The organism is Bradyrhizobium sp. B025 (assembly GCF_042257955.1).
Taxonomy (GTDB): Bacteria; Pseudomonadota; Alphaproteobacteria; order Rhizobiales; family Xanthobacteraceae; genus Bradyrhizobium; species Bradyrhizobium diazoefficiens.
In genome coordinates this window covers 5,601,077-5,624,461 of the sequence record NZ_CP170150.1, presented here as the reverse complement: position 1 = coordinate 5,624,461, position 23,385 = coordinate 5,601,077, and the positions used below count along the sequence as shown (strand labels likewise).

The window sequence follows — 23,385 nt, the reverse complement described above, 5'->3', positions numbered from 1 at the left end:
GGGCAAGATTCTAGTTTTGACGCGTTTTCTTTACGCGAACCGGTATCCACTTCGCTCGAAAACGCTCAGGTTACTCCGTCGAGTCAAAGTCCTCTTCCTTGGTGCCGAGCAGCGAGACGAGCGTGCGCAGGCCTGAATCGAGCTGCTCGAACGTGGGCGGGGCGAGCGCGAGACGCACCGCATTCGGCGCGTGACCATGCGCGATTGCAAAAGTCGAGGACGGCGTCAGCGCGATGCCGCGCCTGGCGGCTGCGGCAACGAAGGTCTGCGAACGCCAGTGCGGCGGCAGCGTGAGCCAGAGATGATAGGAGCGCGGGTCGGCGGCGAACTGGTAGCCGGCCAGCAGCCTTGCCGCGGTCTGTTGGCGGCGCGCGGCGTCGATGCGCTTCAGGCGCGTCAGCTCGGCGACGGTGCCGTCGGCCATCAGCCGCTGCCCCGATGCGAGCGCATGGCCCGAGGCGATCCAGCCGCCGGTGCGGACCGCGCTCATCACGCTCTCGCGCAGACGCGGCGGGGTGACGAGGATGCCGAGCGCAAGGCCCGGCGCGACCTTCTTCGACAGGCTGTCGATCACGATGCAGCGGTCCGGCCCGAGTGCGGCCAGCGGCGTGTCGTCGGCGAGGAAGCCGTAGACGGCGTCCTCGATGATGGTCAGATCGAGCTTCTCGGCGACGCGCATGATGTCGGCGCGCCGCGTCGCGTTCATGGTGACGCCGAGCGGGTTCTGGATGATGGGCTGGAGATAGAGCGCCGACAGGTGTGCCTCGCGATGCGCCTTCTGGATGGCGTCGGGCCGCGCGCCATGCTCGTCCATCGAAATCGGGACCAGCGTCACGCCGAGCCGCGCCGCGATGCTCTTGACGTAAGGGTAGGTGAGCGCCTCGACGCCGCAGCGGCCGCCGGTGGGGACGAGCGCCGTGAGCGCGGCCGCGAGCGACTGCTTGCCGTTGGCGGTGAAGACGATCTGCTCGGCCTGCGGCGCAAAGTCCTTGCGCCCGAGATAGGCGGCCGCCGCATTGCGCGCGCTCTTGGTGCCGGTGCTGGTCGAGACGCGCAGCGCGGATTCCAGCGCGTCGACGCGCTCGAGCCCCGCAAGGCTCTTGGCGATCATGGCCCATTGCTGCGGCAATAACGGATAATTGACCTCGAAGTCGATCCGCGCGTCGCGCGGCTCGCTCAGCGCCTCGACTTCGCGCCTGATGTCGCCGGAGATGAAGGTGCCGCGGCCGACTTCGCCGACCACGAGGCCGCGGCGGAGCAATTCCGTATAAACCCGGCTCGCGGTCGAGACCGCAATGCCACGGTCATAGGCAAAATTGCGCTGCGGAGGCAGCCGGTCGCCGGGCCTTAACGTGCCATTAGAGATATCCGAGGCAATGGCATCGGCAAGCTTCACATACTCGAACTTGGACATTATTGCACCGAGAGCAATGTTTTCCTTGCTCCGAGCAATGTACTGGAGCATTTAAGTTCCATCAAGGTCCGCGTTGAGCCGAGGAGAGCGAGAGCCATCCTATGGCAAATGAGGTGCAGGCGCTCCAGCGTCTGCGCCAACGGCGCCCGCTTCGCCGCGTGGACATTAGGCCGGAGAAGAAAAATGACCACGATCTCGCAAGCTGCCGGGCGGAGTTTACGCCCATCCTCGTCGAGCGGATTTTTCCGCGCTCTCGCCAGCGCCATCCATGCGCTGTTCGACCGCCTGGAGCGCCGCTCCGCCGTCAAGACGCTGAGCGAACTCGACGACCACGCCCTGCGCGACATCGGGATCACGCGCAGCCAGATCGAGGACGCGGTCTACGGGCAGTTCAAAGCCGAGATGACGCGGTATCTGTAACGTGCTTTGACGTCCGCCGTGCCCGGTAGATCTGGGCGCGGTGACCTCGCAATGACGGAGTGCGGGCACGGGCATCGCTCTATCAACTGATATCTCACTCGCAGACACACTTTCGCATCCTCGCGGCTTGTTTCGCCCGAGCTTTGCTTCGTCGCGTCACGCCCAACGAAAGAGGGCGCAGGGAAGGCCGGGAGCCGGCTGGCTCCCATTGACCGCCATGCGAGAAGCGGATTGCGCTACGATGCACAGCGGGAAACAGGGCAACCGGAGACATCCCGGCCTTCCCTGCGCAATGGTTGGAACGGCTTATGTCGTGCTCTCCCCGGGGAGCGATGCACTATTGCCCCCGTCGCCTTGCGGATGGCTGACGCGCGCGGTCCGGTCGGGCCGCACACATCACCGCAAGACTTGGCGCACAGACCCCGGGCGCCAGGACGACACGATTTGGCCGTACGCCGATCACACCGGTCGTGCGCGCGACGTCCTCGCTCACGGTTGCCCGCCCTGCGAAACCCTTCGCGCCGATGCAACTAGCGTCCACCGCCGCCCGGCCCGCGTTCGTGACGATCGCGATACGCCCCTCTTCCTTGGGCCGGAGTGAGGCGACACATACGCCGTTTCCGAATTTCGGTAAAATGGAATATTTTGGGCGGCGGGAATTGACCTGCCGTTTGGGTGTTTTGCCCGACGGGCAACGCAAGGGCTTGTAGCCCGGAACAACAGGCTACGGAGCAGCCCTCAGTGCCTGACCACCAGCACCGAGCACTTCGCGTAGCGCACCACGTGCCCGGCATTGGAGCCGAGGAAATAGGTGCGCATCGCCGGCCGGTGCGAGGTCATCACGATCAGATCGGCCTTCATGTGCACGGCTTCCTCCAGAATCTCGTGGTAGATGCCGCCCTGGCGGACCACGCTGGAGATGTGGGAGGGCTCGATGCCGGATTCGCGCGCGACGATGGCGAGCGCTTCCTCCGAGGTCTGGCGCTGCTGCTCGTCGAAATCGGCAGGCACGTATTCGGCCAGCATCACCGGCGTCATCGGCAGCACGTTGAGCAGGCGCACCGTGCCGCTCCAGGTCTGCGACAGCGTTGCCGCGGTCGCGATCGCCGGCTTGGCGAGATCGGTGTCGGCGAGGTCGATGGGCACGAGGATGGACTTGAACATCTGCGCCTCCAAATCTTCCAGTCAGCTCTCGATCAGCTGCATCAACCGGTCGAGACCCGCGGGTCTCATCCCGATCGAAGCAGCTTGGGGCTGACGAACAGCACCAGCTTGCCGCGGCGGTAGGCCACGTCCCCCCAATCCTTGACGTCAAAGTCGAAGATCGCAAGCCCCGCGGTGGGCAGGTTGTGGGTGAGCGCCTTGGCGCCGGCCGGATCGCCGCCGCCCATCAGCATCAAGGCGATCTCATGCATGCCGGGATTGTGGCCGACCAGCAGCAGCCGCTTCGGGTTGCCCGGGTTGGTTGCAGTGCGAATGGATTTTAGGATCTGCGCGGGATCGGCGCCGTAGAGTTCCGGCAGGACCTCGACCTCAGGCGCGGGGACGCGGCCCTTCATCGTCGCCCAGGCGATGTCCCAGGTCTGCCGGGCGCGGACGGCATGCGACACCAGCACGGTATCGGGGAAGGGGGGATGGGAGGCGATCCAGTCGCCGATTTCGGCGGCATCCCTGTGGCCGCGGTCGTCGAGCCGGCGATCCTGGTCACGGCCGCTCGGCGCGTCAGTCTCGGTCTTGGCGTGACGCAGCAGCATCAAACGGCGCATGGCACTCTCGAATCGTTGCACGTCCAGAATAATCTACAGGCGCCGGTTGAGGACAAGGTGACAAGCGCCCGATCGGTCCTTTAAAGCGCGATGAGATTTGGACAAACCCTCATCGCGCTTTAAATTTTTGTTCTGAGCATGATCTTTTCGGAAAACCGCTGCACACTTTTCCGGATCATGCTCTAAGAAAACGATATGAGCGAGACTTTCACAAGCGTGTCCCAGGAAGAAGCCGGCTTTCGCGAGCGCGCGCGGCTGTCGTTCGATCTCGATGCCGATATCTGCGTGATCGGGGCAGGGCTTGCCGGGCTCTCCATTGCACTGGAGGCGGCCCGGCTCGGGGCCAGTGTCGCGGTGCTCGAGGGGCGCCATATCGGCTGGAACGCCTCCGGCAACCAGCTCGGCACCGTGATGCCGGGCTTTGCGCTGCCGCTCACCGACCTGATCGAGCGCATCGGCTTCGAGGACGCGCGCGAATTGTGGACGCTGTCGAAGGAGGGCGCCGAGTTCGTCCGCGCCAACGCCACCGAAGAGAACATGCCGGGGATCGCCCCGAGCGACGGCGTGCTCGAGGTCTCCAACGTCGATACCGGCGACCGGTTGATCAGCCGGTTGCAGATGCTGAATGAGGATTTCGACACCGAGGTCGAGGGCTGGCAGGTCGATCGCGTCCGCGACGTGCTCAAGACCGATCGCTACTTCCACGGCGTGTACTATCCGAGGGCATTCCAGGTCGACGGCCGCAAATACGTGCATGGTCTTGCGGCGCTGGCGCGGCGGGCTGGCGCCCGCATCTTCGAGGATACGCCGGTGGTCAGCATCGACCATTCCGGCATCCGCAAGCGGATCGTCACGCCGTCGGCGCGGCTGCGCGCGACGCACATCGTGCTCGCCGGCAACATCCATCTCGGCGCGCCCTTGAGGCGCCTGTCGGAGACGCTGCTGCCGGTCTGGCGCTATGCCGGCGTCACCGCGCCACTCGGCGAGCGCGTGCACGAGATCATCGCCTTCAAGGGATCGGTGATGGATTCCGACGGCGTCGATCATTTCCGTATCGTCGACGGCGACCGGCTGATGTGGGAGAGCCCGGAGACCACCTGGGCCGCACGGCCGCAGCGCTTTGCAGGCGGCGTCAGGCGGCGGATCCGGTCGATCTTCCCCCAGTTCGGCAATGTCGAGATCGCCGATATGTTCGGCGGCGCGACCGGCCAGACCGTGCACGGCATGCCGCAGATCGGCCAGTTGCGCAAAGGCCTGTGGGTGGCGAGCGGGTTCGGCCGCCAGGGCATGAACACCTCGGCCATGGCCGGGCAGATGATCGCGCGCAGCATCCTGTGGGGCGACGAGCGCTGGCGGCTGTTTTCGCCGTTCGAGCTGGTCTGGGCGGGCGGCGCGACCGGACGGGTCGCGGGTCAATTGGTCGGGATCTGGGGCAGGACGAGCTCCGCCGCCGCAGGCACGCTCGCCCGCTACCGCGAGCGGGCGCGGGTCAAGGACAGGGAACGCGAGGCGCGGCTGGCCGAAGCCAACCGGGCTGCCGGCACCGGTCCGCGCCGTCCGCCGCCGGGTGTACGGCCGCGGCCGGCCCCGCCGCCGAAACCCGCGACTGAAGCCTTGGAACCGGCCTCGCACGACGACAGCGTCTCGCAATAAGTTGAGAAAAATCGCGCCTGGACGTGTAACGTCGGCCGCTAGAACCCGTATCTCAGGGCGTGGACTCGCGCACGGAGAATGAGATGTTTGACCGCCGCATCCTGCTAACGACTGTCGCCGGCCTGTTCGGCCTTTCCGCCTTCCGCTGGCTGAGAGGGACACCTGCCGAGGCCGGCGAGAAGGCCGCGGAAACGTTCGAGATCACGAAGACCGAGGCCGAATGGCGTGCCCAGCTCACGCCGCAGCAATACGAGATTTTGCGCAATCACGGCACCGAGCGGCCGGGCTCCAGCCCGCTGCTCAAGGAGCACCGCAAGGGCGTTTTCGCCTGCGCCGGCTGCGACCTGCCGCTGTTTGCGTCCGACACCAAGTTCGAGAGCGGCACCGGTTGGCCGAGCTTCTATCAGCCGATCGAGGGCAATGTCGGCAAGACCGAGGACCGCACCTACGGCATGCTCCGCACCGAGGTGCATTGCCGGCGCTGCGGCGGCCATCTCGGCCACGTCTTCGACGACGGTCCGAAGCCCACTGGATTGCGCTACTGCATCGACGGTTTCGGGCTGGTTTTCCACCCGGCCGCCGCGTCCGCTACGTAGGTCTCGCTGGAGTCATTCCGGAGCGATGCGTGAGCATCGAATCCGGAATCTCGAGATTCCGGGTTCGGTCCTGCGGACCGCCCCGGAATGACCCGATGCCCCGGCAATTGTTGCCGGCCCGGCAATTGTGCCCCGGTCATCCGACCGGGGTCCATTCATTTAAATCATTGATTTCATGGAAATACCCGCCTTGGCATAGCCCTTGCGACTGTCTCTCCCGACTGCGGCCCTGGTCGACCGGCCGCCGAGATCGGATTTGGAGACAAAGTTATGGGTATCTTCGATGCAATGAACACCTCGGTGGGTGGTCTGCAGGCGCAGTCCTACGCGCTTCAGAACATTTCCGGCAACATCGCGAACTCATCCACCACCGGTTACAAGGGCATCGGGACCAGCTTCGTCGATCTCATCCCGGACGCCTCGGTGCCGAGCAAGCAGGTCGCGGGCGGTGTGACGGCCAACGCGAAAGCGACCATCACGACCCAGGGCACGATCTCGTCCTCCTCCGTCGCGACCAACATGGCGATCACCGGCGACGGCTTCTTCTCGATCCAGAAGGCGACTAGCGTCGTCGACAACTTGCCGCAGTTCGGCGGCGTCACCTACTACACCCGCCGCGGCGACTTCCAGCTCAATTCCAACGGCAATCTGGTCAACGGCGCCGGCTACTACCTGATGGGCGTTACGGTCGACCCGAAGACCGGCAACCCTCAGGGCAACGTGGCGACGGTCCTGAAATTCCAGAACAACTTCATTCCGGCGCAGGCGACCACTTCGATCCAGTACGCGGCGAACCTGCCGACCCAGCCGAACACGGCTGCGAGCTCGACCGCAGCCAGCAAGACGCTGCTGGCGGCTGGCGGCCTGAACCCGTCGGACTTCCAGGCCAACCCGCTGCCGGTGGGCACGCCGCCCGCGCCCTATACCAGCGCGACGGTGTCCGGTGCAGCCGCCACCGGCAACATCCGCTCGGCCTATTCGTCGACGACGGGGACGGGCACGGTTCCGCTCCAGAACAACTCGTCCGCGGTGGCTTCGACTTCCACGTCCCTTGACAACACCGTGGGCACGCATCTCGCCTCCAGCATTCTCACCGCGCTGAGCGGCCAGGTCCTGACGATCAACGGCAGCAACACGATCACCTTCAACGGTGGTACCACCGTCTCGACGGTCGGCAACAACACCACGATCGGTCTCGGCGCAGGCACGACGGCCACGGTGGCCAGCATCCTGAACGCGATCCAGACCGCCGGCGGCGCCGGCGTTACGGCCTCGCTCTCCGCCAGCGGCAACATCCAGATCTCGACCGGCACCGGCACCGACGTGTCGATCGGCAGCGGCACGGCAGCCACGGCGCTCGGCATCAGCAGCGTGACACGCGGCGGCAACGTGCTGTCCTCGCCCGCGCTCACCGGCGCCACGGTGCTGAGCGGCAGCGCGACCGCCGGCGGCGCCGAGGTGCTCTCGTCCGGCTTTTCGGCAGGCCCGCCCGCCGACACCATCACCGTCAACGGCCAGACGCTGACTTTCATGGCCTCGGGTGCCTCCGGTCCGAACCAGATCAACATCACCGACAACATCACGACCCTGCTCGGCAAGATCGACGCGCTCTCCGGCGCCTCGGGGTCTTCGATCAGCCCCGGCGGCGTGATCACGCTGAACACCGGCACCGTTTCCAACCTGTCGGTGTCCAGCTCCAACAGTGCGGCTTTCGCCGCGCTCGGCTTCACCTCGACCATCACCAAGAACCGCGACGGTGGCGGCACCGCCGGCACCGGCGGCGTGATCGGCAACGACATCGCGACCTTCACCAAGGAATCGATCAGCGGCGGTGCGGTCACCGCCTACAACGCCGCGGGCACGCCGGTGAACCTGCAATTGCGCTGGGCCAAGACCGACAGCGCGTCGCTGGGCACGGGTCATTCCGATACCTGGAACCTGTTCTACCAGACCGATCCGAATGCGACCGGCACGACGGTCGGCTGGGTCAACACCGGGCAGGCCTTCACCTTCGCCGCCGACGGCTCGCTGACCTCGCCGAGCGGTTCGGGCATCACCATCAACAATGTCAGCGTCGGCGGACAGGCGCTCGGCTCGGTCGCCTTCAACATCTCCTCGGGCGGGCTGACGCAATATGCCAGCACCAGCGGCGCGGTGACCATCAACACCATCACCCAGAACGGCTACGCCGCGGGCCAGCTCCGCTCGGTTGCCGTCAACAACAACGGCCTCGTGGTCGGAACCTTCTCCAACGGCCAGAACCTTGACCTCGCACAGGTATCGCTGTCGCACTTCAACGGCACCAATTACCTGAAGGCGCTCGACGGCGGCGCCTATGCCGCGACCGAACAGTCGGGACCGGCGATCGACGGCGCTTCGGGCACCATCAGCGGCTCGTCGCTGGAAGGCTCCAACACGGACATCGCCGACGAATTCACCAAGCTGATCGTGACCCAGCAGGCCTATTCGGCCAACACCAAGGTGATCACGACCGCGAATTCGATGGTGCAGGACCTCCTGAACGTATTGCGCTGATCGGCGCGTGACGTAACCAAAGGCGGCCAGTGATATGGGTTTGAGTTCAGCCCTCGCCAGTGCGATGAGTGGTCTGCGTGCCAACCAGGCCGCGCTCTCGATCGTCTCCTCGAACGTCGCCAACTCGCAGACGCCGGGTTACGTCGTCCAGACGCCGAACCAGATCGAGGTCACCACCGGCGACTTCGGCTCGACGGCGATGACGACCGGCGTCAGCCGGGAGCTCGACAGCTACGTGCTGAACCAGCTGCGCACCGAGACCGGCGGCAGCGGTTACGCCGACCAGATGGCCAACATCCTGAAGCAGCTTCAGAGTGTCTATGGCACGCCCGGCAACAGCGGCACGCTCGAAACCGCGCTGAACAAGTTCACCACCGCGCTGCAGGCGCTGTCGACCAGCGCGGGTGCGTCGTCGGCGCAGACCGTTGCGCTGGGCGCGGCGCAGGCGCTGGCGCAGCAGCTCAACGTCACCACCAAGGGCATCCAGTCGCTGCGCTCCAACGTCGAGCAGGATCTCGGCACCTCGGCGCAGCAGGCCAACGCGTCGATGCAGCAGATCGCCGACATCAACACCAAGCTCCAGGGCCTGTCGGCAAACGACCCCTCGGCCGCGACGCTGATGGACCAGCGCGACCAGGCCATCAACACGCTGTCGAAATATGTTGACGTCCGCGTCACCACCGACGGCTCGAACCAGGCCAACATCTACACCACGACAGGCATCCAGCTCGTCGGCGCCGGGCTCGCCTCGCAATTCACTTTTGCGTCTGCCGGCGCGCTGTCGGCGACCTCGCTCTACAACATGGATCCGGCCAAGTCCGGCGTCGGCGCATTCAACATCAGGCTTCCGAACGGCTCGCAGGTCGACGTCGTCGCCAACAACGTGGTCTCCTCGGGCCAGATCGCGGCCGACCTCAAGCTGCGCGACCAGACGCTGGTGCAGGCGCAGAACCAGATCGACCAGCTCGCCGCCACGATGTCGAGCGCGCTGTCCGACAAGACCACGGCCGGCAGCACCGTCTCCGGCCCGCCGGCCGGGTTCGACATGGACCTTGCCGGGGCGGCGCCGGGCAACACGGTCAACATCACCTACACGGACACGACGACCAACACGCAGCGCCAGGTCACGCTCGTCAACGTGACCGACCCGGCGGCGCTGCCGCTTCAGAATGCGACCAACGCCAATCCGATGCGGATCGGCGTCAACTTCTCCGGCGGCATGGGCGCGATCGCCTCGGCGCTCAACACCGCGCTGTCAGGCTCGCACCTGTCGTTCTCCGCCGCCCCGTCGCCGGCAACCGCCACGACGCTGCGGGTGACCGACGACAACACCGGCCTCGCCAAGGTCAACTCGTCCTCGATCAGCAAGACGATCTCGTCGTTGACCTCGGGCAACCCGCAACTGGCGGTTTTCACCGACGGCGGACAGGCGCTCTACACCGGCGCGATCACCGCATCGGGCTCGCAGATGACCGGCCTTGCCGGGCGCATCGCGGTGAACACGCAGCTGGTCAGCGATCCCACGCGGCTGTCGGTCTACAACACCTCGCCGGTGACGCCCGCGGGCGACACCACGCGTTCGGACTATCTTTATTCGCAGCTCACCAACGCGGTGTTCTCCTATTCGCCGACGACCGGCCTCGGCTCGGCCAACCAGCCCTTCACCGGCAGCGTTTCGAACTACCTCCAGCAGTTCCTGAGCATCCAGGGCAACGCCGCGACCCAGGCGACCCAGCTCCAGCAGGGCCAGAGCGTCGTGGTCTCGACGCTGCAGGCGAAATTCAACTCGACCTCCAGCGTCAACCTGGACTCGGAGATGTCGAACCTGATCCAGCTCCAGAATGCCTATGCCGCCAACGCTCACGTGATGTCGGTGGTGCAGAGCATGATGAACACGTTGATCCAGGCTCAAGTGTAACAAGTAACAGGGCTCTGAAACATGTCGATCAGCAGCATCAACTACTCCTCGTCGGTTCTCGGCTCGCAGATCCGCAACATCAATCAGCAGCTCACCGACCTGTCGACGCAGCTCTCGACCGGCAAGCTGTCGCAGAACTATTCCGGCATGGGCACCAACGAGGGCTTTGCGATCGCCGGGCGCGCGCAGATCTCCAATATCGCCGCCTATACCGACACCATCACCAACGTCAACGTCAGCATCAACCTCGCCAATACCGCGTTGCAGTCGCTGACCAAGATCCGCAGCACGGTGCAGACGGGCTCCGCCAACACCGCGCAGGATCTCAACGTCAACGGCCAGACGGTCGCGCAGAACACCGCTGCCGCCCAGTTCGGCTCGATGGTCGGCGTTCTCAACACGCAGACGGGCAACCGCTATCTGTTCTCCGGAACCGCCGTCAACACGCAGTCGGTCGCGGATGCCGGCGACATCATCAACGGGACCACGACGCAGGCGGGTTTCAAGGCCGTCATGGCGGAGCGCCAGGCCGCCGATCTCGGCGCCAACGGCATGGGCCGGCTGGTGCAGACGCAGCCGACGCCAAGCTCGGTGCAGGTATCGGAGGACGTCGCGGGATCGCCGTTCGGGCTCAAGATCAAGGCGGTCTCCTCGACGTTGACGGGCGCGACCGTCACCGGCCCGAGCGGCTCGCCGGTGTCGTTCTCCGTCGATCTCAACGGAACCAATCCCAGCAACGGCGACAAGCTGAGCGTCCAGTTCACGCTGCCTGATGGTACGACCGAGCAGATCGACCTGACGGCGTCGACGGCGACGCCGACGCCGCTCGGCAGCTTTGCGATCGATGCAAGCGTCCCGGTTAACCCGAACAATACCGCGGCGAACCTCAACACCGCGCTGAACACCGCGATCAAGAAGCTCTCCAACACCTCGCTTGTGGCAGCGTCGGCCGTGACCGCCGGCGACAATTTCTTCAACACGGCCAGCTCTGCGATCGGTACTCCGAAGAGCAACCAGGCGGCTCCGCCCGCACCGATCAGTGGGGCGACGGCGCTGTCCGGCACGAGCCCCTCGGACTCGATCTCGCCGGGCTTCGTCGCCGGCGACACCATCACCGTCAACGGAACCACGCTCACTTTCGTCAGCTCGGGTGCGACCGGCAACCAGCTCAATGTCGGCGACAGCATCCAGACCCTGATGAGCAAGATCGACCAGATCACGGGGACTTCGAAGCCCTCGACGATCCACGGCGGTTCGATCACGATCAACACGGACGATGCGGCGAGCCTGAACATCACGAGCTCGAATACCGGGGCGCTGGGTTCGATCGGTTTCAGCGCGACGCCGGTGACCGCGACGCAGCCGCCGCTGCGCGTCGGCTCCTCGCCCGCGAGCTCGGCGACGACGCTGGTGAATGGCTCGGCCACGACGGTGAAATGGTATCTCGGCAATGACGGGCCCGGTTCGCCGCGCTCCACCGCGATGGCGCGGGTCGACGATTCCGTCACGGTGCAATATGGCGCGCAGGCCGACGAGGATGCGATCCGGCGGCAGTTGCAGGCGATCGCCGTGTTCGGGACGTTCTCGACCTCGCCGACCGGGCAGTATTCGGGCGGGCAGGTCTCGGCGCTGAGCCTGCGGGTGACGCAGGCGCTGACCCAGCAGCCGGGCCAGCAGCGTATCGAGGACATCCAGACCGACATCGCGATGGCCCAGAACACGATGAAGGACGCGAGCACGCGCCAGACCCAGGCCAAGGCGCAGCTCCAGACCATCATCGACCAGGCGGAATCGGCCCCGCCGGACCAGGTCGCGAGCGAGATTCTGGCGCTCCAGAACGCGCTCCAGGCCTCCTACCAGGTGACCTCGAAGCTGGCGCAGCTCTCGCTCGTCAAGTTCCTGTAAGGATGCGTTAAGGCGCCGTTAACCATGCCTGTTTACCTCTTGGTGAGGATTGGAGCGGGGCGGGGCTTTCGATGTCGGACAAGATGCAGCTGGTGGTGGCAACGCCTTGCTTCGGCGGGCAGGTATCGAGCATCTATGCGAGCTCGATCTTCGCGCTCCAGCGCGCCGTGCACGGTATGTCCAATCTCGAGCTCAAGGTGCTGCTGCGCGACGGCGACGCCCTGATCACGCGCGCGCGGGCCAACCTGGCCGCGATGTTCCTGGACGATCCCAAGGCGACGCATTTCCTGTTCATCGATGCCGATATCGGCTTCAAGCCGGAGCAGGTATTCCGGCTGATCGAATGCGGCGCCGACGTCGTCGCGGGCTGCTATCCGATCAAGCGGGTCAACTGGGACAAGGCGAAACGCGCGGTCGAGGCGGGCCGCGCCGACGTGCCGGCGGCTTCGCTCGACTACGTGCTCGAGATCGAGGACCCCGACCGCATCGTCGTGGTCAACGGCTTCACCCGCGTGCGCTACGCCGGCACCGGCTTCCTGATGATCCGGCGCCACGTGCTGGAGGCGATGTGCCGCCATCCGAATTACGCCGGCCTGCAATTCTTCCGCGAGCATTCGCACGATACGCTGGCGGCGAGCCAGAACCGGTTCGCGCTGTTCGAATGCATGATCGATCCGGCCACCGGCACGTATCTCTCCGAGGACTTCGCCTTCTGCAAGCGCTGGACCGATATCGGCGGCGAGATCTGGGCCGACATCCAGAGCTCGCTCGACCATGTTGGGCCATCGGTGTTCCACGGCGACATTGCCTCGCAATTCGCGCCGGCGCCCGCGGCGGCGGCCGATGCGGCGTGAGCCTCTCGGGATGAGCGTCGGCGCATCCCGTCTGGCAGACCTGGAGCGAGCGTCCGACGGCGGCTCGCGCTACCGCTTGCGCGATCTGTTCACGCCGCTCGACACGCTGCTGGTCTGCGGCGGAGATCCGCGCCTGACGCTCGATCCGAAGGACCGCGTCAACGCCTATGGCTGCGCGGCCTCTCCGGAGCCGGAGATCTGGAATTTCGCCTCCTCGACCGCGTCGGTGATCTCGCAATCGGCCTATGACCGCGCTGCGCTGGCGCGCGAAGAGCTGATGCACAAGTGCCTGTTCGACGAGGTCGAGGTCGCCTTCGATGCGCGCTGCGAGGACATGCGCGACGAGCTGCGCGGACACCTCCAGGTCTCGCCGCGCGTCGACGTCGTGTTCTCGCCGTCCGGCACCGACTCCCAGCTCCACGCCCTGTTTCTGGCACGCGCGGTGCTCGGCGCCTCGCCGGTGACGATCGTGGTCGGCACGGATCAGACCGGAAGCGGGACGCCCCATACCGCACGCGGGCACCATTTCAGCACGATGACGGCGAGCGGCTTTTCGGTCCGCAAGGACGGTGCGGTGGCGGGGCTCGCCGGCGACGGCGTCGCGGTGCCGCTGCTCGACACGGCGCCCGGCATTGCGATGCGCTCGGATGCGGATGAAGCGGTGCTGCGCGCGGTCGAGACCAGCCTCGCGCAAGGTCGGCGCGTTCTGTTGCAGATCATGGATTCTTCAAAACTCGGCTGGCGCGCGCCGAGCGTGGCCTGCCTCGACGAGATTGCGCGACGCTGGCCCGGCAAGGTCCAAATCGTCGTCGATGCCTGTCAGGCGCGGCTCGGCCGTCGCCGGCTGCGCGCCTATCTCGACCGCGGCTATATGGTGCTGATGACAGGCTCGAAATTTTTCGGCGGCCCCGCCTTCAGCGGTGCGCTGCTGGTGCCGAAAGGCCTGTCGCGCTCGCTCGGCCGGATCGGCGAGATCGCGCCGGGCTTCTTCGATTATGCCGGCCGCAGCGACTGGCCGAAGGCCTGGACGGGGCTGCGCTCGCGCTTCGAGCGCCGGCCGAATTTCGGTCAATGGCTGCGCTGGGAGGCGGCGCTCAGCGAGATCGGCAGCTACTATGCCGTGCCCGGCGCATTCCGCGCCAAGGCGCTGGCCGAGCTCGCGGCCGGCATCGACAGCATGATCGCGCTGTCCCCGTCGCTTCGGGCCGTTCCGGCCGCGATCGGGATGTCCGGGACGGACGACGAGGAATTCGCGCAAGCCACGATCTTTCCGTTCACGCTGCTGCGCGACGGCAAGCCGGTCTCCATCGCCGAGACCGGCGCCGTGCATCGCGCCCTGGCCCGTGACATGAACGGCGACATCGACGGCAGTGCGGCGGATCGGCAGGTTGCCGCGCAACGCTGCCTCGTCGGCCAGCCAGTACGGTTTGACCAGCCGGACGGCAAGCCGCAGGCCGCGCTGCGGCTGTGCGTCGGCGCGCGGCTCGTCACCGAATCCTGGTCCGCGGACGCCGCGCAAGCGCAACGCAATTTGCAGCATATCCTCGATCGCATCGCCCACGCTGTGGTGAAGATCGAGCTGCTGCTTGACAGTGCCGCGGCTGCGCCGGGAAAGCCTGTGTTCGAGGTCTAAGATGTTGCATCCTGTTTCAGCGCCGAACGGCGCGACGGCGCCGGACTATTCCGACCGCATCGGCTTTGCGCAGTTGACGCGCCGGGCCTTCGAGGGCGGCGATCTGCATCCGTTGCGCGAGCGGCTTCTGGCGCGGATCGCGGAAGGGACGGCGGAGGCGGGCGAAGGCCTGGATCTGTCGCTGATCGCCCAGCTCCTCGGCGAGAAGGAGGCCGGGCTCGTGATCCAGACCGAGGTGCTCGCCTTCCACCAATTGTTTCGTACGCCTTGCGCGGTTGCGAAGCCCCGCCTGCGCGTGCTCGCGCTGGCGGCCGATATCGACATGGGCGGCAACACGCCGATCGAGTTTCTGCTCGAAGGCTCCGACATCGAGCTGTTGACGCTCTACGTGGTCAAAGGCGTCGGCCTGCCGGAGACATTGCCTGATCACGACGTCGCCATCGTGGTCGCATCCGATTCCGAGGAATGCCGGGAGGCGCTCGCCGTCATCGAACGGGCCGCGCCGCACTGGCCGCGGCCGTTGCTCAATCGCCCCGAGCTCATCGGCAATCTCGATCGCGACAAGCTGTACCGGCTGTTGGCGGGCATTCCCCGTCTCGACATTCCCGCGACCGTCCATGTGACGCGCGCGCAATTGTCGGATCTTTCGGAAGGGAAGATCGCCTGCAAGGACATCGTGAGCGAACTGCACTTTCCGATGATCGTGCGGCCGCGTGGCACGCATGCCGGTGTCGGGCTCGCGAAGATCGACGATGCTGCGGCGCTCGCGGCCTATCTCTCTGATCGGCAGGAGCAGGACTTCTTCGTCGCGCGCTTCGTCAACTACGCGAGCCCCGACGGGCTTTACCGCAAATACCGTCTTACCATGGTCGACGGCAAACCCTACGCCTGCCACATGGCGATCGCCGACCGCTGGGACATCTGGTATCTCAACGCCTACATGGCGTTCAGTGAAGAGAAGCGAGCTGAAGAAGCCGCCTTCATGCTCGAGTTCGATCATGCATTTGCCGCGCGTCATCGCAACGCGCTCGACGAGATGAGCCGGCGCGTCGGCCTCGACTATTTCATCGTCGATTGCGCCGAGAATCAGGACGGCGAGCTGCTGGTGTTCGAGGCCGACAACACCGCCGTCGTGCACAACATGGATCCGCCGGCCGTGTTTCCATACAAGCCGCCGCAGATGCGCAAGATCTTTGCCGCGTTCACGGCAATGCTGTCGCGGCACGCAAGGGCCGGCGAGGAGAGTGCAGCATGAACGAGATCGTCCGCAAGACGCAAGCCGCCGCCACTGACACCTCGCTCGATCCGCAGGACTGGAGCGCGTTTCGTGCGCTCGCCCATCGCATGCTGGACGAGACGATCGACGGCATCGCCAACATTCGTGCGCGTCCGGTGTGGCAGCCGATCCCCGATGACGCCCGCGCGGCATTCAAGGCCGACGTGCCACGCGAGGCAAGCGATCTCGCCGATGTCTATCGCGAATTCGTCGAGCATGTCGCGCCCTATGCGACCGGCAACGTCCACCCCGGCTTCATGGGCTGGGTGCATGGCGGCGGCACTGCGGTCGGCATGCTCGCGGAAATGCTCGCCGCTGGCCTCAACGCCAATCTCGGCGGCCGCGACCACATGCCCATCGAGGTCGAGCGCCAGATCGTCGACTGGATGCGCCGCCTGTTCGCCTTCCCGGAGAGTGCGAGCGGCATCTTCGTCACGGGCACGTCGATGGCCAATCTGATGGCGGTGCTGGTGGCGCGTACCAGCGCACTCGGTACACTGGCGCGGCAGTACGGCATCGGCAATGACGGCGCGCTGCTCACCGCCTACACGTCGCGTGCCGCGCATGGCTGTATTTCGCGGGCGATGGACATTGCCGGTCTCGGCACCGATGCGCTGCGCAAGATCGACGTCGATGCCGATCATCGCATCGATGTCGCCGCGCTGCGTGCGCAGATCGCCGTCGATCGCGAGGTTGGCTTCAAGCCGTTCCTCGTCGTCGCCTCCGCAGGCACGGTCGATATCGGCGCGATCGACGACCTCAAGGCCGTCGCGGAGCTGTGCCGCGAGGAAGGAATCTGGTTTCACGTCGACGGCGCGTTCGGTGCGCTCGCGATCCTGGCGCCCGAGCTCGCGCCGCTGCTCGGCGGCATCGAGCTTGCGGATTCCATTGCGCTCGATTTCCACAAATGGGGACAGGTGCCCTACGACGCCGGCTTCCTGCTGGTGCGCGACGGCGAGCAGCACCGGCAGGCCTTTGCGCAGCCGGCGGCCTATCTGAGCCGCGAGGCGAGGGGGCTTGCGGCGGGCACGGTCTGGCCCTGCGATCTCGGCCCCGATCTGTCGCGCGGCTTCCGCGCGCTGAAGACCTGGTTCACGCTGAAGACGTTCGGCACCGACCGGCTGGGCACGGTGATCGCGCGAAGCTGCGCACTGGCAAAATATCTGGAAGCGCGCGTGCTGGCCGAGCCGCGGCTGGAGTTGCTGGCGCCGGTGAACCTCAACATCGTCTGCTTCCGTTACCGCGCCAATGATACGGTCAATCGCGAGATCGTCGCTGATGTCCAGGAATCCGGCATCGCTGCGCCATCGAGCACCACGCTGGACGGCAAGTTCGCGATCCGCGCCGCGATCGTCAATCACCGCACCGACGAGACGGACATCGATGCGCTGATTGCGGCCGTGCTGGATTTTGGCGCACGGCGGGTTGGCGAGGGAGTGATCGAGGTCGAGGCGCCGCCGCTCGCGGCGCAGTAGCATCGATGCATGGCCGAAACGACAACGGCCCCGGAGGCGATCCGGGGCCGTTGTCGTTGGGCAGCGTTGTCGTTCGCGCGGCTCGGCCGCGTGAACGCCGTGATCAGGCGGCGGTGCTGACGTCGTCCTTGTCCGCTTCCGCCTTGGGATGCGTGGCCTCGTACTGGCCTCGCAGCTTCTCCTCATAGGCGATCAGCTTGCGGGCATCCTTCAGCGCCCGGTAGAGGTCGCCGTTCAGGATGTTGTTGTTGATGGCTTCGATGATCGGCCAGGAGCTCGGCACCGCTGTGACGATGTCCCGCACGAGGTTGAAATAGGTGCCGTGCTGGGTCTGCGGATCCGGCGAGATATACATGAGCTGGACGGCCAGATAAACGAGCTTGGCGGGCGTGTTTGCGGTCTCCGGCGTGAGGATGTCGCGCTCGCGCAGGATCGGCACGTTCTCGCCGTCGATCAGGAGGCGGGCGCGCTGGTCCGTATTAGTGATCACCGAGTTGCCGACGATGATGCGTTCGTGCGGTTTGAGCTCGACCTTGAGAGCCATGCCTGTTCTCCATCAACGCTTTCGTAACCGAGCGCTCGTTGCGGCTTATCAGGGCGTGATTCTCGCTCGGAATTAGTTAACGAGCTGTAAATCTCCCGCATTTGCGCGAAAAAACTCAATCTTCCCAACGCCATGTCCGTGCGGCGGCGCGGCGACGTGCGGGGCTTCCCCCGGCCGAATCACGCGGCGTTCGGCAAAAGCACGGGTTTCATTTCATGTTTCGTTAGAGGTCTCGACGCCAGGGTCCGCCGGTCGCTGGGTCAATCTCGATCCAAGCAGACGCGTAACAGTAGCGTCGTTTACCAGAAGGGTAACAGAGTCATGTCAGGCATCGTCCTCTCCGCGTCGGTTCGTCAGAACCTCCTCTCCCTCCAGTCCACCGCCGACCTCCTCGCCACCACGCAGAACCGTCTGTCGACCGGCAAGAGCGTCAACTCGGCCCTGGACAATCCCACCAACTTCTTCACGGCACAGTCGCTCGACAACCGCGCCAGCGACATCAACAACCTGCTCGATGGCATCGCCAACGGCGTGCAGGTGCTGCAGGCTGCCAACACCGGCATCACCTCGCTGCAGAAGCTGATCGACAGCGCCAAGTCGATCGCCAACCAGGCGCTGCAGACGACCGTCGGTTACTCCACCAAGTCGAACGTCTCCGCCACGATCTCCGGTGCGACCGCGGCCGATTTGCGCGGCACGACGTCCTTTGCCAGCGCGACGGCGCTCGGCAATGTGCTGTACAACGGCACGGCCGGCGGCACCACCGCGGCAGGTTCGTCCGCCACGCTCGGCGCAAGCCAGGGCTCGTTCGCGGGCACCGGGGGTCTTGCGGCTGACGGTACGACCGGCATCTCGTCGGCCACCACGCTGCTCGGCACCACCGCCAGCGGCAAGCTGACCACCGCTCCGACCGATGGCGACACGCTGACGGTGAACGGCAAGACCATCACCTTCCGTTCCGGCACTGCGCCGGCTTCGAGCGCCGTTCCGAGCGGTTCTGGTGTCAGCGGTCATCTCGTCACCGACGGCGGCGGCAACACCACGATCTATCTCGGTGACACCGCCACGACTTCGACGCTGGCGACCGTGGGCGACATTCTGGCCGCGATCGACCTCGCCAGCGGTGTCAAGACCGCGACGATCTCCGCCGGTGCTGCGACCATCGGTGCCGCCTCCGGCGCATCGCCGTCGACTGCCGCCGCGGGCGTTGTGACGCTCAAGAGCTCGGCTGGTGCCGATCTGTCCCTGACGGGCAAGGCTGACTTCCTGAAGGAGCTCGGTCTGACGGGTGCGACGGGCGGCGGAAATGTCACGGTGACTGCGACCCGCACGACCAGTTCGGGCTCCCTGAGCACGCTGATCTCGGACGGCTCCTCGCTGAATGTCGATGGCCACGTCATCACCTTCAAGAACGCCCCGGTTCCGGGATCGAGCAACGCTCCGGCGATCCCGAGCGGCTTCGGTGTCAGTGGCAATGTCCTGACCGACGGCAACGGCAACTCGACGGTCTATCTGCAGTCCGGCACGGTTGCCGACGTGCTGAACGCAATCGACCTTGCCACCGGCGTGCAGACCTCCTCGATCGCGGCCAACGGCACGGCGACGCTGAGCCCCGCAACCGGTCAGATCGCCTCGTCGATCAACGCCTCCGGCCAGCTCAAGCTGTCCACCGGCGTCAACGCCGACCTGTCGATCACCGGCACCGGCAATGCGCTGAACGTGCTTGGACTTGCCGGCAACACCGGCACGGCAACCGCCTTCACCGCGGCTCGCACCTCCGGCATCGGCGGCATCAGCGGCAAGACCCTGACCTTCTCCTCCTTCAACGGCGGCACGGCGGTCAACGTCACCTTCGGCGACGGCACCAACGGCACGGTCAAGACGCTCGATCAGCTCAACTCCGCGCTTCAGGCCAACAACCTGACGGCGACGATCGACGCCAACGGCCTGCTGACGGTTTCCACCACCAACGACTACGCGTCCTCGACCATCGGTTCGAGCGCCGCGGGTGGTGCGATCGGCGGTACGCTGACGACGGCGCTGACCTTCTCGACGGCTTCCACCCCCGTCCAGGACACGGTTGCGCAGACCTCTCGTGCCAACCTCGTCAACCAGTACAACAACATCCTGAACCAGATCGACACGACCTCGCAGGACTCCTCGTTCAACGGCGTCAACCTCTTGAACGGCGATCAGCTCAAGCTGGTGTTCGACGAGACCGGCAAGTCGAACCTCAGCATCACGGGCGTGACCTACAACTCCAAGGGTCTCGGCCTTGCTGCGCTGACCAGCGGTGTCGACTTCATCGACAACGCTGCCACCAACAAGGTGCTGACCAACCTGAACGCCGCGTCGAGCACGCTGCGCTCGGAAGCTTCGGCGCTCGGTTCGAACCTGTCCGTGGTGCAGGTGCGTCAGGACTTCAACAAGAGCCTGATCAACGTGCTGCAGACCGGCTCGTCCAACCTGACGCTGGCCGACACCAATACCGAAGCGGCCAACAGCCAGGCGCTGTCGACCCGCCAGTCGATCGCGGTCTCCGCGCTGTCGCTGGCCAACCAGTCGCAGCAGAGCGTGCTGCAGCTGCTCCGCTAACAAGCGGCAGACATCGCAAAACCAATATGGCGGCGGGGCTTCGGCCCCGCCGCTTTCTTTTGTGCCGGCATCAGACTGCCGCTCGGCTGATGAAAGCGATGCATTCCGGTACAGCGAATTGCTCACTCTGAGTTATGGTTGACAAGTGGCAAACGCTTCATCGGTGTATCAAAAAGCATCATCCGATCATGACGATACGGCGAAGCCAGATGCTGCGTCGATCGCCCATATGGTGAATCCCGACAAGGACTGCCGCGACACGCTTCATGCTTTGTTAGCCCTCCGCGTTCACCGTCCCGAGCATCGATTAATCCTAATCGAAGTTTTGTTGCGTTGCGTACCAGAAGGGTAACACTCAATGTCCGGTATCGTTCTCTCTTCCTCGGTTCGTCAGAACCTGCTCTCCCTCCAGTCCACCGCTGATCTTCTCGCCACCACGCAGAGCCGCCTGTCGACCGGCAAGAGCGTCAACTCGGCCCTGGACAATCCCACCAACTTCTTCACGGCACAGTCGCTCGACAACCGCGCCAGCGACATCAACAATCTGCTCGACGGCATTGCCAACGGCGTGCAGGTGCTGCAGGCCGCCAACACCGGCATCACCTCGCTGCAGAAGCTGATCGATTCCGCGAAGTCGATCGCCAACCAGGCGCTGCAGACCACCGTCGGCTATTCCACGAAGTCCAACGTCTCCACCACCATCTCGGGTGCGACGGCGGCCGATTTGCGCGGCACGACGTCCTTTGCCAGTGCGACGGCGCTCGGCAATGTGCTGTACAACGGCACGGCCGGCGGCACCACCGCGGCAGGTTCGTCCGCCACGCTCGGTGCGAGCCAGGGCTCGTTCGCGGGCACCGGGGGTCTTGCGGCTGACGGTACGACCGGCATCTCGTCGGCCACCACGCTGCTCGGCACCACCGCCAGCGGCAAGCTGACCACCGCTCCGACCGATGGCGACACGCTGACGGTGAACGGCAAGACCATCACCTTCCGTTCCGGCACTGCGCCGGCTTCGAGCGCCGTTCCGAGCGGTTCTGGTGTCAGCGGTCATCTCGTCACCGACGGCGGCGGCAACACCACGATCTATCTCGGTGACACCGCCACGACTTCGACGCTGGCGACCGTGGGCGACATTCTGGCCGCGATCGACCTCGCCAGCGGTGTCAAGACCGCGACGATCTCCGCCGGTGCTGCGACCATCGGTGCCGCCTCCGGCGCATCGCCGTCGACTGCCGCCGCGGGCGTTGTGACGCTCAAGAGCTCGGCTGGTGCCGATCTGTCCCTGACGGGCAAGGCTGACTTCCTGAAGGAGCTCGGTCTGACGGGTGCGACGGGAGGCGGAAATGTCACGGTGACTGCGACCCGCACGACCAGTTCGGGCTCCCTGAGCACGCTGATCTCGGACGGCTCCTCGCTGAATGTCGATGGCCACGTCATCACCTTCAAGAACGCCCCGGTTCCGGGATCGAGCAACGCTCCGGCGATCCCGAGCGGCTTCGGTGTCAGCGGCAACGTCCTGACCGATGGCGCCGGCAACTCGACGGTCTATCTGCAGTCCGGCACGGTTGCCGACGTGCTGAACGCAATCGACCTTGCCACCGGCGTGCAGACCTCCTCGATCGCGGCCAACGGTACGGCGACGCTGAGCCCCGCAACCGGTCAGATCGCCTCGTCGATCAACGCCTCCGGCCAGCTCAAGCTGTCCACCGGCGTCAACGCCGACCTGTCGATCACCGGCACCGGCAATGCGCTGAACGTGCTTGGACTTGCCGGCAACACCGGCACGGCCTCCGCATTCTCGGCGGCACGCACCTCGGGTGTCGGCGGTCTCACCGGCAAGACCTTGACCTTCTCCTCCTTCAACGGCGGCACGGCGGTCAATGTCACCTTCGGCGACGGCACCAACGGCACGGTTAAGACGCTCGATCAGCTCAACTCGAAGCTTCAGGCCAACAACCTGACGGCGACGATCGACGCCAACGGCCTGCTGACGGTTTCCACCACCAACGACTACGCGTCCTCGACCATCGGTTCGAGCGCCGCGGGTGGTGCGATCGGCGGTACGCTGACGACGGCGCTGACCTTCTCGACGGCTTCCACCCCCGTCCAGGACACGGTTGCGCAGACCTCTCGTGCCAACCTGGTCAACCAGTACAACAACATCCTGAACCAGATCGACTCGACTGCGCAGGACTCCTCGTTCAACGGTGTCAACCTCTTGAACGGCGATCAGCTCAAGCTGGTGTTCGACGAGACTGCAAAGTCCAGCCTGAGCATCACGGGCGTGACCTACAACTCCAAGGGTCTCGGCCTTGCTGCGCTGACCAGCGGTGTCGACTTCATCGACAACGCTGCCACCAACAAGGTGCTGACCAACCTGAACTCGGCGTCGAGCACGCTGCGCTCGGAAGCTTCGGCTCTGGGTTCGAACCTGACGATCGTGCAGGTTCGTCAGGACTTCAACAAGAACCTGATCAACGTGCTGCAGACCGGCTCGTCCAACCTGACCCTGGCCGACACCAACGTCGAGGCCGCCAACAGCCAGGCGCTGTCGACCCGCCAGTCGATCGCAGTCTCCGCGCTGTCGCTGGCCAACCAGTCGCAGCAGAGCGTGCTGCAGTTGCTCCGCTAACAAGCGGCAGACATCGCAGGCAAGATCCGGCGGCGGGGCTTCGGCCCCGCCGTTTTTCTTTTATCGCTCGAGATTTTGAGAGGGCAGGCGACACTCCGAAAAGTAACCAGCGGTTATGGTTAATGGAACGTAAGCGCAAAAAATTGCCAATGATTTCAGGCTGATTGCC

The 23,385-nt window shown here is 65.3% G+C and carries 16 protein-coding genes; 12 read left to right on the top strand and 4 right to left on the bottom strand.

Translation table 11 applies throughout. From position 1 onward, the window contains the following. Positions 1–70 precede the first annotated feature (70 nt). Positions 71–1,414 carry a PLP-dependent aminotransferase family protein gene (locus ACE10W_RS26375; RefSeq protein ID WP_161534319.1) on the bottom strand — a complete coding sequence of 448 codons (1,344 nt, stop codon included), beginning with the start codon at positions 1,412–1,414 and terminating at the stop codon, positions 71–73. Between the two features lie 183 nt (positions 1,415–1,597). Between ACE10W_RS26375 and ACE10W_RS26370 the strand changes: the two genes are divergently transcribed. Next, positions 1,598–1,834 carry a DUF1127 domain-containing protein gene (locus ACE10W_RS26370; RefSeq protein WP_028173269.1) on the top strand — a complete coding sequence of 79 codons (237 nt, stop codon included), beginning with the start codon at positions 1,598–1,600 and terminating at the stop codon, positions 1,832–1,834. A gap of 738 nt (positions 1,835–2,572) precedes the next feature. Here ACE10W_RS26370 and ACE10W_RS26365 read toward each other — a convergent pair. Both ACE10W_RS26365 and ACE10W_RS26360 read right to left on the bottom strand, forming a co-directional pair. After that, a complete protein-coding gene (locus tag ACE10W_RS26365) occupies positions 2,573–2,998 on the bottom strand; it encodes a universal stress protein (RefSeq protein WP_370204539.1) in 426 nt (141 codons plus the stop codon). 65 nt (positions 2,999–3,063) lie between these two features. Further along, complete coding sequence (locus tag ACE10W_RS26360) at positions 3,064–3,600, bottom strand: histidine phosphatase family protein (RefSeq protein ID WP_028173270.1); 537 nt, start codon at positions 3,598–3,600, stop codon at positions 3,064–3,066. A gap of 195 nt (positions 3,601–3,795) precedes the next feature. On the opposite strand from ACE10W_RS26360, the gene ACE10W_RS26355 reads away from it, so the two are divergent. From ACE10W_RS26355 to ACE10W_RS26315, 9 genes are all read left to right on the top strand, one after another. After that, positions 3,796–5,253, top strand: coding sequence for an NAD(P)/FAD-dependent oxidoreductase (locus ACE10W_RS26355; protein WP_370204537.1), 1,458 nt, complete (start codon positions 3,796–3,798; stop codon positions 5,251–5,253). Between the two features lie 83 nt (positions 5,254–5,336). Beyond that, positions 5,337–5,849 (top strand): peptide-methionine (R)-S-oxide reductase MsrB, encoded by a 513-nt coding sequence (msrB, locus tag ACE10W_RS26350; RefSeq protein WP_038967753.1) that lies wholly within the window; start codon positions 5,337–5,339, stop codon positions 5,847–5,849. Between the two features lie 270 nt (positions 5,850–6,119). After that, the gene (locus ACE10W_RS26345) at positions 6,120–8,384 is read left to right on the top strand and encodes a flagellar hook-basal body complex protein (protein ID WP_011088595.1); all 2,265 of its coding nucleotides are present in this window, start codon (positions 6,120–6,122) and stop codon (positions 8,382–8,384) included. A gap of 34 nt (positions 8,385–8,418) precedes the next feature. Further along, on the top strand, positions 8,419–10,302 hold the full coding sequence (gene flgK, locus ACE10W_RS26340; protein ID WP_097532591.1) for a flagellar hook-associated protein FlgK: 1,884 nt from the start codon (positions 8,419–8,421) through the stop codon (positions 10,300–10,302). Between the two features lie 21 nt (positions 10,303–10,323). After that, a complete protein-coding gene (locus tag ACE10W_RS26335; RefSeq protein WP_370204536.1) occupies positions 10,324–12,207 on the top strand; it encodes a flagellar protein in 1,884 nt (627 codons plus the stop codon). Positions 12,208–12,278: 71 nt separating this feature from the next. After that, positions 12,279–13,061 (top strand): hypothetical protein, encoded by a 783-nt coding sequence (locus ACE10W_RS26330; RefSeq protein ID WP_110116633.1) that lies wholly within the window; start codon positions 12,279–12,281, stop codon positions 13,059–13,061. Next, positions 13,051–14,694, top strand: coding sequence for a hypothetical protein (locus ACE10W_RS26325; RefSeq protein ID WP_370204535.1), 1,644 nt, complete (start codon positions 13,051–13,053; stop codon positions 14,692–14,694). Before ACE10W_RS26330 ends, ACE10W_RS26325 begins: the two co-directional genes overlap by 11 nt. 1 nt (position 14,695) lies before the next feature. After that, on the top strand, positions 14,696–15,949 hold the full coding sequence (locus ACE10W_RS26320; RefSeq protein ID WP_162603647.1) for a RimK family alpha-L-glutamate ligase: 1,254 nt from the start codon (positions 14,696–14,698) through the stop codon (positions 15,947–15,949). After that, positions 15,946–17,445, top strand: a complete 1,500-nt coding sequence (locus tag ACE10W_RS26315; protein WP_028173278.1) for an aspartate aminotransferase family protein — start codon at positions 15,946–15,948, stop codon at positions 17,443–17,445. Before ACE10W_RS26320 ends, ACE10W_RS26315 begins: the two co-directional genes overlap by 4 nt. 103 nt (positions 17,446–17,548) lie before the next feature. On the opposite strand, the gene flbT is transcribed toward ACE10W_RS26315, so the two are convergent. After that, entirely contained in the window at positions 17,549–17,989 is a 441-nt protein-coding gene (gene flbT / locus ACE10W_RS26310; protein WP_011088588.1) for a flagellar biosynthesis repressor FlbT, read from the bottom strand. Between the two features lie 321 nt (positions 17,990–18,310). On the opposite strand from flbT, the gene ACE10W_RS26305 reads away from it, so the two are divergent. Both ACE10W_RS26305 and ACE10W_RS26300 read left to right on the top strand, forming a co-directional pair. After that, on the top strand, positions 18,311–20,584 hold the full coding sequence (locus ACE10W_RS26305; RefSeq protein ID WP_110116629.1) for a DUF1522 domain-containing protein: 2,274 nt from the start codon (positions 18,311–18,313) through the stop codon (positions 20,582–20,584). Between the two features lie 358 nt (positions 20,585–20,942). Continuing rightward, complete coding sequence (locus ACE10W_RS26300; protein ID WP_039185603.1) at positions 20,943–23,216, top strand: DUF1522 domain-containing protein; 2,274 nt, start codon at positions 20,943–20,945, stop codon at positions 23,214–23,216. The last annotated feature ends 169 nt before the right edge of the window (positions 23,217–23,385 follow it).